This window comes from Mycobacterium gordonae (genome assembly GCF_001417955.2).
GTDB lineage: Bacteria > Actinomycetota > Actinomycetes > Mycobacteriales > Mycobacteriaceae > Mycobacterium > Mycobacterium gordonae_B.
The window spans coordinates 61418-72287 of the sequence record NZ_LKTM01000146.1 but is presented as its reverse complement, the minus strand read 5'-3'; the positions used below and the strand labels follow the sequence as shown (position 1 = coordinate 72287).

The 10870-nt window shown below is 68.0% G+C and carries 6 protein-coding genes; 5 read left to right on the top strand and 1 reads right to left on the bottom strand.

The features are described from left to right. The first annotated feature begins 59 nt into the window (after positions 1–59). From iniR to AO501_RS39280, 5 genes are all read left to right on the top strand, one after another. On the top strand, positions 60–2456 hold the full coding sequence (gene iniR / locus AO501_RS13725; RefSeq protein WP_055578245.1) for an isoniazid response ATPase/transcriptional regulator IniR: 2397 nt from the start codon (positions 60–62) through the stop codon (positions 2454–2456). Positions 2457–2624: 168 nt separating this feature from the next. Beyond that, entirely contained in the window at positions 2625–5615 is a 2991-nt protein-coding gene (locus AO501_RS13720) for a (Fe-S)-binding protein (protein ID WP_055578244.1), read from the top strand. A gap of 30 nt (positions 5616–5645) precedes the next feature. Next, entirely contained in the window at positions 5646–6935 is a 1290-nt protein-coding gene (locus tag AO501_RS13715) for a pyridoxal phosphate-dependent aminotransferase (RefSeq protein ID WP_055578243.1), read from the top strand. A gap of 148 nt (positions 6936–7083) precedes the next feature. Beyond that, positions 7084–8538 (top strand): PE family protein, encoded by a 1455-nt coding sequence (locus AO501_RS39285; protein WP_055578242.1) that lies wholly within the window; start codon positions 7084–7086, stop codon positions 8536–8538. Between the two features lie 123 nt (positions 8539–8661). After that, positions 8662–9933, top strand: a complete 1272-nt coding sequence (locus AO501_RS39280; protein WP_055578241.1) for a PE family protein — start codon at positions 8662–8664, stop codon at positions 9931–9933. A 56-nt stretch (positions 9934–9989) separates the two neighbouring features. Here AO501_RS39280 and rfbA read toward each other — a convergent pair whose 3' ends face one another. Next, positions 9990–10856, bottom strand: coding sequence for a glucose-1-phosphate thymidylyltransferase RfbA (gene rfbA, locus AO501_RS13700; RefSeq protein WP_055578240.1), 867 nt, complete (start codon positions 10854–10856; stop codon positions 9990–9992). Between the last annotated feature and the right edge of the window lie 14 nt (positions 10857–10870).

Below are 10870 nucleotides of genomic sequence, written 5' to 3'. Positions count from 1 at the left end.
GGGGCGGCTATGGTGAAAAAGCCGCTGGTGGCCACCGATGGAACTCAGGGGGTGTCCGCATGGAGTTCCCGCGTGCTGCCCGGGATGTCCTCGGCGATCTTGCTGATGCCGCGGTGACGCCGATCAAGGCGATCATCGTCGGTGGCATCGGCACCGGAAAGACCACCTTTCTGGCTGCCGCCCGCGACTGCCTGCGCGACGCCGGTGTCCCGGTTCGGACTCGACCCCCGCGAAACGACGATCCGCCCGGTACGACATTCGTCGTCGACGACGCGCACCTGCTCGATGACGCCGACCTGCTCAAGCTCGCCGAACGCGTCGGCGACGCCGGCGCGACGGTCGTTGCCGCCGCCGAGGCCCACGAGCAGCGCGCGGCTCTGCGCTCCCTGGCGACGGCTATCGCGCGGGACAGACCGCGCATAGTGCTTGGCCCGCTACCGGTCACCGAACATCAACTCGACTACACCGGAGGTCTGCCGTTTCTCGTCCACGCGGTAGCCACCGGCGGCCAGGCACACGCCGCCAAACTCGCGCTGATCGAACGATTGCGCCGAGTCGACGAACCCGACCTTGACGCTCTGCTGATCATGTCACTGGCCCACACCCTTGGTTCCGCCGATATCGCTGCTGCGCTTGGCATTTCGGCACTTGACGCCAGAGCATTGGTCGACCGGGCGCACGCCACCGGGCTGATCGAGCCGTCGAATCCGCCCGCGTTCCTGCAGCTTGTTCATGATTGCGTCGCCCAGATCATCGGCAACGCCCACCACCGTGAAGTCGAAACTTCGCTACTGCGTTCGCAACTCGACATCTCGACCGTGACGCCCGACTTCGCGCTGCGACTGGCCGAACACGGCCTGTGCGACGAACGGTTGTCAGCGATACTCTCCCGTCGCGCAGCCGAAATCCGTTGCGATGCAGCCTATGCCACGCGCCTTTACCAGGCAGCGGTAAACATCGGCGCTTCCAGCCTGGCACCTCTACTGGCAGACTCGCTCGCCCTCAGCGGGGAGTGCGCGGCGGCCGCGTCGCTCGCCGACGACCTGCTCGGGTCCCCGGACTTCGCCGAGCGTGCCGCCGCCGTGCGGATCGCAGCCAGCGTGGCCACGCACGACGGCAACTCCGGCCACGCGGCCGAACTGTTCGGCTGGCTCGGTCCGTATCCGGATTCGGTGGTGGGCTCGGCGGGTGCGATCGTGCTTGCGGCGACGGGCGACCTCGCGACCGCCCATGCCGCGGTGCGACTCAAGGACTCGGGGCCGCCGACGATCGCCGCACGCGCATCCCGCAACCTGGCCGAAGGCCTGCTGCTGACCATGGACCAGCCCTATTCCGCTGCCATGGCCAAACTGAGCGGATCCATCGCGGCGGAACAACCGATCAGCGAAGCCTTCCCCGACAGCCCCGCCGCACTCGCCACCTTGGCCGCGATACACGGCGGGGACCCCGTCCGCGCCCACAGCGTGATCGGGCGCGCCGTCCGCGCCGAGGCTCATGCGTTGTTCAGGCACCGCCATGTGCTGCTCTGCGGCTGGATCAAAATGCAGGACGGCCAACTACCGTCGGCCGGCGCGGACGTCGCCGCGGTATCCGGCGCGGCCCTGCACCGCCGCGACGCCTTGTGGGCCGCCGCCCTGCAGACCGCAATCGCACGGCGCAGCGGCGATACCGGTGCGCTCCAAAAGCATTGGTACGCGGCCGTCGAGGTGCTCTCCGAGTACTCCCTGGACCTGTTCGCGCTGCTACCACTCGGCGAGCTGTGGGTTGCGGCAGCCCGCATGCGCCAGGTGGACCAGTTGCAACACGCCCTGGATCAAGCGTTCGCGCTGCTCAACTCCCTGGGAAACCCGCCGCTGTGGTCGGTTCCGCTGCACTGGGCGGGTGTGCACGCAGGAATCCTGGCCAGTTCACCGGAATCCGTCGCGCCCCATGGTCAGGCCCTCAGCGCCGCGGCCGCGCAAAGCGTGCTCGCTCAGGCGCTTTCGGTTGCCGGGCGGACGTGGTTGCGGGTTCTTGCCGGGCAGGTGGACGCCGATGAGGTCGGGGCCGCGGCACGTTCCCTGGCACATGTCGGGCTGACCTCCGATGCCACCCGGCTCGCCGGTCAGGCAGCGCTACAGACGTCGGATCCACGGGTGTCCGGTGCCATGCTGCAACTGGCCCGTGACCTCAAAATCGGCATGGGCTCCGTCGAGGCGGTCAACACAGAGGGTCAGGCGGAAGCCCTTGCGGCAGCCCCCCGTCAGCCGCCCTCGGGAACACCGTTGTCCGACCGCGAACGCGAAGTCGCCGAACTCCTTCTGCTCGGCCTGCCCTACCGCGATATCGGAGCGCAGCTGTTCATCTCGGCAAAAACCGTCGAGCACCACGTCGCCCGCATCCGCCGTCGTCTCGGCGCCGGCTCACGCTCAGAGATGCTCTCGATGCTGCGGGCGATGCTTGCTCCGCAAAGCTGAGGTGTACGCCTGATCACACCCCACCGCGCTGGGCTGGTGATCTGCGCAAACTTAGGTTTGCCTATCTCGCAGCCGACGTGCCGGAGATGTCAGTATGAACCTGTTGACTAGCAAAGGCGCTTCCGCGCTTGATCGCTTCTGAATGACGACGAATCGAGGTGGCCTTCGGTGACCACGCAGACCCTCATCCGGCTCATCGTGGGCTTGGGCATGACCGCGGTGGTGGGCGCACTGGCGCTCAAGCGTGTCTGGTGGTTGTACAAGCTCGTCATGTCCGGGCAACCGGTCTCGGGACGTACCGACGACATCGGCACCCGAATCTGGACACAGATCGCCGAGGTGTTCGGACAACGCAAGTTGCTCAAGTGGTCGATCCCCGGTCTGGCGCACTTTTTCACGATGTGGGGCTTCTTCATCCTCGTCACCGTTTATATCGAGGCCTACGGCACCCTTTTCCAATCCAATTTCCACATTCCGATCGTCGGCCGTTGGGATGCTCTGGGCTTCCTGCAGGACTTCATCGCGCTCAGTGTGGTCTTCGGCATCGTCACATTCGCGATCATCCGATTGCGCTCCGAGCCCAAGGAATACGGCCGCCAGTCACGGTTCTACGGCTCACATACCGGAGGCGCGTGGCTGATCCTGTTCATGATCTTCCTGGTCATCTTGACGTTCGCGATCTTCCGCGGCGCCTCGGCGAACACAGGAACTCTTCCCTACGGCGGCGGCGCCTTCTTCTCCCACGCCATGGGCACGCTGATGAGCCCGCTGGGCACCACCGCCAACGAGTGGATCGAGACCATCGCGCTGTTGGCCCACATCGCCGTGGCGCTCGTCTTCCTGCTGATCGTGCTGCACTCCAAGCACCTGCACATCTTCCTGGCTCCCATCAACGTCACCTTCAAGCGCCTGCCCGACGGATTGGGCCCGCTGTTGCCACTGGAGGCCGACGGCAAGCCCATCGACTTCGAAAACCCGCCGGACGACGCCGTTTTCGGCCGCGGGAAGATCGAGGACTTCACCTGGAAGGGCATGCTCGACTTCGCCACCTGTACCGAGTGCGGGCGATGCCAGTCGCAGTGTCCCGCCTGGAACACCGCCAAGCCGCTGTCGCCCAAGCTCGTGATCATGGACCTCCGCGACCACTGGATGGCGAAGGCTCCCTACATCCTGGGTGAGAAGAAGGCAGAACCGCTGGAGGGTCTGGACCTGGAGACCGTTCACGAAGAGGGCCATCACGTTCCGGAGTCGGGTTTCGGCCGGGTGCCGGGGCACGGACCCGAGCAGGCCGCCCGCCCGCTGGTCGGCACCGCCGAACAGGGCGGCGTGATCGACCCCGACGTGTTGTGGTCCTGCGTGACCTGCGGCGCGTGCGTCGAGCAGTGCCCGGTGGACATCGAGCACGTCGATCACATCGTTGATATGCGCCGGTACCAGGTGATGATGGAGTCCGAGTTCCCCTCCGAGCTGTCCGCGCTGTTCAAGAACCTGGAGAACAAAGGCAACCCGTGGGGCCAGAACGCCTCCGACCGCACCGCCTGGATCGACGAGGTCGACTTCGACGTTCCCGTCTACGGCCAGGACGTCGAGAGCTTCGACGGCTTCGAGTACCTGTTCTGGGTCGGCTGCGCCGGCGCCTACGACGATAAGGCGAAGAAGACCACCAAAGCCGTCGCCGAGCTGCTGTCGATCGCCGGAGTCAAGTTCCTGGTGCTGGGCGCCGGCGAAACCTGCAACGGCGACTCCGCGCGCCGCTCGGGCAACGAGTTCCTGTTCCAGCAGCTTGCTCAGCAGGCCGTCGAAACTCTGGACGGGGTATTCGAAGGTGTGGAGACCGTCGACCGCAAGGTCGTCGTCACCTGCCCGCACTGCTTCAACACCCTCGGCAAGGAATACCGGCAGCTCGGCAGCAACTACTCCGTGCTGCATCACACCCAGCTGCTGAACCGACTGGTGCGCGATAACAAGCTGGTGCCGGTCAACGCAGTCTCGCAGGACATCACTTACCACGACCCGTGCTACCTGGGTCGCCACAACAAGGTGTACGAAGCGCCGCGGGAGCTGATCGGTGCCGCGGGTGCCAACCTCACCGAGATGCCCCGCCACGCCGAGCGCAGCTTCTGCTGCGGCGCCGGCGGTGCGCGGATGTGGATGGAAGAACACATCGGTAAGCGCATCAACCACGAACGTGTCGACGAGGCGCTGGCCACCAACGCCACCACCGTCGCTGTCGCATGCCCGTTCTGCCGAGTCATGGTCACCGACGGCGTCGGCGACCGCCAGGAAGAAGCGGGTCGTAGCGGCGTCGAGGTACTCGACGTGGCCCAGGTGCTGCTGGCATCGCTCGACCGCGACAGCGTGAAGCTGCCGGAAAAGGGCACGGCGGCCAAGGAGGCCGAAGAGCGGGCCGCCAAGGTGGAAAAGGCGAAGCCCAAGGCCGCCGCGGCCGCCCCGGCAGCGGCGCCCGCGGAAGCACCCGCCGAGGAGCCCGCCGAGAAGCCTGCCGCGGCCGCTGCGCCGGTGAAGGGCCTAGGTGTGGCGGGTGGCGCCAAGCGCCCCGGTGCCAAGAAGGCACCGGCAGCCGCCGCAGCTCCGGCAACAGAGGAAGCCGCGGCACCGGCCGCCCCCACCAAGGGGCTCGGCATGGCCGCAGGCGCCAAGCGCCCCGGTGCCAAAAAGGCCGCGCCCGCCGAAGCCGGCAAAGCCACCGAGGCACCCGCAGAAGCCGCACCGGCGGAAACGGCCACTCCGGCCGCGCCCGTCAAGGGCCTCGACATGGCCGCCGGCGCTAAGCGCCCCGGAGCCAAGAAGGCCGCGCCCGCAGCCGAGCCGGCCAAGGCCGAGCCGGCCAAGGCGGAGGCAGCGCCCGCTGAAGCTCCTGCCGAACCGGCCAAGCCGGAGGTTCCGGTGAAGGGGCTGGGTATCGCGGCCGGCGCCAAGCGGCCGGGTGCGAAGAAGAGCGCACCTGCCGCGCCGGCAGCGCCTGCCGAGCCCGCCGCACCTGCCGCGGCCGCGGCGCCCACCGAACCGGCGGCGGAGGCCGAGGCAAAGCCGGACCCTGCCGACACCAACGGTGACGCCGGTGCGCCGGCCGAACCGGCCGCGCCGGTCAAGGGATTGGGCCTGGCCAAGGGTGCGCGCCCGCCGGGTAAGCGCTGATCACGGTTTTGCACCGATCAGCAAATTTCGTTGGACAGCGATGGGACCATGGTTGACGTGACCACTCATCAACTGCCCGCGCACACCTCCGGCCATCACCGGCAGCGTGTCTTCGCGCAGTCGTCCAAGCTGCAGGACGTTCTGTACGAGATCCGCGGGCCGGTACACCAGCACGCCGCACGGCTGGAGGCCGAAGGGCACCGCATCCTCAAGCTCAACATCGGTAACCCGGCGCCGTTCGGCTTCGAGGCACCCGACGTGATCATGCGCGACATGATCCAGGCGCTGCCCTATGCGCAGGGGTACTCCGACTCCAAGGGAATCCTGCCGGCGCGCCGCGCGGTGGTGACCCGCTACGAACTCGTCGACGGCTTCCCCCGGTTCGACGTCGACGACGTTTACCTGGGCAACGGGGTTTCCGAGCTGATCACGATGACGCTGCAGGCCCTGCTCGACAACGGCGACCAGGTGTTGATTCCCGCACCGGACTACCCGCTGTGGACGGCGTCGACCTCGCTGGCCGGCGGCACGCCGGTGCACTACCTGTGCGACGAAACCCAGGGCTGGGAGCCCGACATCGCCGACCTCGAGTCCAAGATCACCGAGCGCACCAAGGCGCTGGTGGTGATCAATCCGAACAACCCGACCGGGGCGGTGTACAGCCGCGAAATCCTCACGCAGATGGTCGCTTTGGCGCGCAAGCATCAACTGCTGCTGCTCGCCGACGAGATCTACGACAAGATCCTCTACGACGATGCCAAGCACATCAGCGTGGCGTCCCTGGCCCCCGACATGCTGTGCCTGACGTTCAACGGTCTGTCGAAGGCCTACCGAGTCGCCGGATACCGGGCCGGTTGGCTGGCGATCACCGGCCCCAAGGACCATGCCGGCAGCTTCATCGAGGGGATCAGCCTGCTGGCCAACATGCGCCTGTGCCCGAATGTGCCTGCGCAGCACGCGATTCAGGTCGCGCTCGGCGGACACCAGAGCATCGAGGACCTGGTGCTGCCCGGCGGTCGTCTGCTCGAACAGCGTGACGTGGCGTGGAACAAACTCAACGAGATTCCGGGCGTCTCGTGCACCAAGCCGGAAGGCGCGCTGTATGCCTTCCCGCGGCTGGACCCCGAGGTCTACGACATCGCCGACGACGAACAACTCGTCCTCGACCTGTTGCTGCAGGAAAAGATCCTCGTTACCCAGGGAACTGGATTCAACTGGCCCGAACCGGATCACCTGCGCATCGTCACGTTGCCGTGGGCACGCGATCTGGCCAAGGCAATCGAGCGGCTCGGCAATTTCCTCGCCGGCTACCGCCAGTAAGGTCCGCCGCCTTTAAGGGCTTGGACAACCTTCGCAATTCCCGCCGCATCGTGACCCTGATCCAATTACGATGCGAATCCGCAGTTCGTGGTGACCCGGCCCCAGCCCCCAGGTACCACCAGTTGCGACAACCTATCGGGAGGTTGACGTGTCGTTTCTCAATGTCGCGCCAGAGTTGCTGTCCGCGGCGGCATCCGACGTCGCGGGCATCGGGTCGGTGCTCACCGAGGCCAACGCCGCCGCAGCAATTCCCACCACTTCGGTACTCGCGGCCGGTGCTGACGAGATATCTGTGGCTATTTCGGCGATGTTCGGCCTGCACGGCCAGGCCTACCAGGTCCTGAGCGCACAAGCGGCGTCATTTCACGCCCAATTCATGCAGCTGTTGAGCGGCAACGCCGGCGCATACGCCAGCGCCGAAGCCGCCAATGCGCAGGCGGCCGCGCTGGACTTTGTGAACTCACCCATCCAGGCCCTCACCGGGCGCCCGCTGATCGGCAACGGCGCCAACGCACCAGCAGGGTCGGGACTCAATGGCTCGCCCGGCGGCTGGTTGTTCGGCGATGGTGGGGCCGGAGGATCCGGTGCCTCCGGGCCGACCGGGCAACAAGGCGGCAACGGCGGTGCGGCAGGACTGTTCGGCAACGGCGGCGCGGGCGGTTCCGGCGGTTCCGCTTCGGCTGGCAGCGGTGCCGTCGGCGGCGCCGGGGGGGCCGGAGGCCTGCTGTTCGGCAACGGCGGCGCCGGCGGCGCCGGCGGCAGCGGAACCAACGGCGGCGGCGGCGGCAACGGCGGGATCGGCGGCAACGGCGGCACACTTTTCGGCACCGGCGGGGTCGGCGGTACCGGCGGCAGCGGGGCGGCCAGCGCCGGAGCGGGGGGTAATGGCGGAGCGGGTGGTTTCTTCGGCGGTGGTGGAGGCACCGGCGGTTCCGGTGGTACCAGCACCAACGGACCGGGCGGGGCCGGCGGCAACGGCGGCACTGGCGGGACCCTGTTCGGTGACGGCGGCACCGGCGGCGTCGGCGGCACGGGCCAGCTCCAGGGCGGGGTCGGCGGTGCCGGCGGCAACGGCGGGTTGATCTCGGGCGACGGCGGAGCCGGAGGCGCTGGCGGGGCCGGCCAGATGCCTTTCGCTCTCCTGTCCACGACAGGCGGTAACGGAGGGCACGGCGGAACCGGCGGCCTGTTCGGCAACGGCGGAGCCGGCGGCGTCGGCGGTGCCGGCTACACGGCTCTCGCTAACAGCTCTGCCACCGGTGGAAATGGTGGAACCGGCGGCGACGCCGGAGCGCTGTTCGGTACCGGCGGAGTGGGTGGAACCGGCGGCGCCGGGTTCAACGGCAACGGCGAGGGCAATGGCGGCAACGGGGGCAACGGCGGCAAGGGCGGCGCAATCGGGGACGGAGGCGCCGGCGGCGCCGGTGGCGGCGCTGGACCGAATGGTGTCACCGGCGGCAACGGAGGAAACGGCGGCAACGCCGTGCTGATCGGCAACGGTGGCAATGCCGGCAATGTCGGTAAATCCGGTGCCGGCGCGCCGGGCAATCCCGGCAGCGCCGGGATCCTGCTTGGTCAGCCCGGTAACCTCGGCTCGTTCTGAGTTCTGCTCTGAAAACCTGTCTAAAGGCGCCACCCAGTAGGGGCGAAATGCCCTAGCTCCCACGACCCTGTCGCGCGACGCTCGTATTCCCTGCGTCGATGACGACCTGGTCGGGAGGAAGCGATGTCGTATGTGGTGGTGCCGCCGGAGATGGTGGCAGCAGCGGCAACAGATCTGGCGAATATCGGTTCGGCACTCAGCGAGGCCAATGCCGCAGCGGCTGCCCCGACGATAGGGGTGCTGGCGGCGGGCGCCGACGACGTGTCCGCGGCAATCGCGGCGCTGTTCGGGGCGCACGGCCAGGCATATCAAGCATTGAGCGCACAGGCGGCGGCGTTCCAGGCCCAATTCGAAGCGACCTTGACCGCGGGTGCGAACGCGTATGCCAGCGCGGAGGCCGCCGCCGCGGCGCCTCTGCAGCCCCTCCTCGACCTGATCAATGCGCCCACCCAGGCGCTGTTCGGGCGGCCGCTGATCGGCAACGGCGCCAACGGGGCCCCGGGTACCGGGGCAAACGGCGGAGACGGCGGGATCCTGATCGGTAACGGCGGGGCGGGAGGGTCCGGCGGACCTGGCCAAAACGGCGGCAATGGCGGTGGTGCCGGGCTGTTCGGCACCGGCGGCGCCGGCGGAGCCGGCGGCACGGGCAAGACGACAGGCGGCAACGGCGGGGTCGGGGGATGGCTGTGGGGTACCGGGGGCACCGGCGGAGCCGGCGGTATGGCATTGGCCGGTGCCGGCGGCAACGGCGGGACGGGCGGGACCAGTGGGTTGTTCTCGTTCTCCAGCGGCGGCACCGGCGGTCCCGGCGGGTACGGCGTAACCGCCGGCGGGGACGGCGGCGACGGAGGTAATTCCGGGCTGTTCGGCATCGCCGGGGCAGGCGGCACCGGCGGTCCCACGACCGCGGGCATAGGCGGGTTCGGTGGGAACGGCGGCACCGGGCTTTTCAACAACGGCGGCGCCGGCGGCACCGGCGGTTTCAGCGCCAATAACGTCGGCGGGGGTGGTGGAGTAGGCGGACTGGGACTGCTCTCCAACGGCGGCGCCGGCGGGACTGGCGGCGACAGCGTCACCGGCACCGGCGGATTCGGCGGGGTAGGCGGTGGCGGCTTGTACAACGGCGGCCCAGGCGGCGCCGGGGGAACCGGCGTCACCGGCGGGACCGGCGAAAGGGGCGGCAACAGCGGATTTTTCGGCAACGGTGGTAACGGCGGAGCCGGCGGCACCGGCACGGTGACAGGCGGGCCCGGCGGTTATGGCGGCGCCGCCGGGCTGTTCGGCGACGGCGGCAACGGCGGCAACGGCGGGGCCGGCCCTACAAAGGGAAGCCCCAACGTCGGCGGCCCCGGTGGAGTGCTGTTCGGCTCGAACGGGTTGAACGGTCTGGCTTAGCCGACTGGCCTCGCCTGCGATCGACGGCCGTTGGCATCAGGCCCAGAAAGGCTAAGTCAGTTGCGCTCCAACAAGTCCAGCAGATAGTTCCCGTACCCGGACTTGACCAGACTCTGCCCGCGCTGCGCGAGCTGCTGGTCGTCGATCCAGCCCAACCGCCACGCCACTTCCTCGGGAACGCTGACCTTCAGGCCCTGCCGAAGTTCCAGTGTCCGAACGAAATCCGCTGCGTCGAGCAGGGAATCGAACGTTCCGGTGTCCAGCCACGCGGTGCCACGGGCCAGCACCTCGACGGCCAGCCGGCCGCGGTTCAGGTAGATCTGGTTGACCTCGGTGATCTCGTACTCGCCGCGGGGCGATTTCTTCAGGCCCTTGGCGATCTCGACCACGTCGTTGTCGTAGAAGTACAGACCCGGGACCGCATAGTGCGACTTGGGGGTGGCCGGCTTCTCCTCCAGCGACACCGCCATGCCGCCGGCGTCGAATTCCACCACACCGTAGGCCGACGGGTTGGCCACCCAGTAGGCGAAAACCGCTCCGCCGCTAATAGATTGGAAACGGCTCAGGCTGGTGCCCAGCCCCGGCCCGTAGAAGATGTTGTCCCCCAACACCAATGCCACCGAATCGCTGCCGATGTGGTCGGCGCCCACCACGAACGCCTGGGCCAGGCCGTCGGGACGTTCCTGAACCGCGTAGGTCAAATTGATGCCGAATTGCGTTCCGTCGCCCAGGAGTCGGTGGAATCCGGGCGCGTCGTGGGGCGTGGTGATCATCAGGATGTCACGAATGCCGGCCATCATCAGGGTGGTCAGCGGGTAGTAGATCATCGGCTTGTCATAGACCGGCAGCAACTGCTTGCTGATGCCCATCGTGATCGGATACAGACGGGTTCCCGAACCGCCCGCCAGGATGATCCCGCGCATAACTGACTCCTCAG

Excerpts from the sequence above, each read along its gene's own strand:
- iniR (WP_055578245.1), top strand. The coding sequence starts at position 60 with ATGGAGTTCCCGCGTGCTGCCCGGGATGTCCTCGGCGATCTTGCTGAT.
- AO501_RS39280 (WP_055578241.1), top strand. The coding sequence starts at position 8,662 with ATGTCGTATGTGGTGGTGCCGCCGGAGATGGTGGCAGCAGCGGCAACA.
- rfbA (WP_055578240.1), bottom strand. The coding sequence starts at position 10,856 with ATGCGCGGGATCATCCTGGCGGGCGGTTCGGGAACCCGTCTGTATCCG.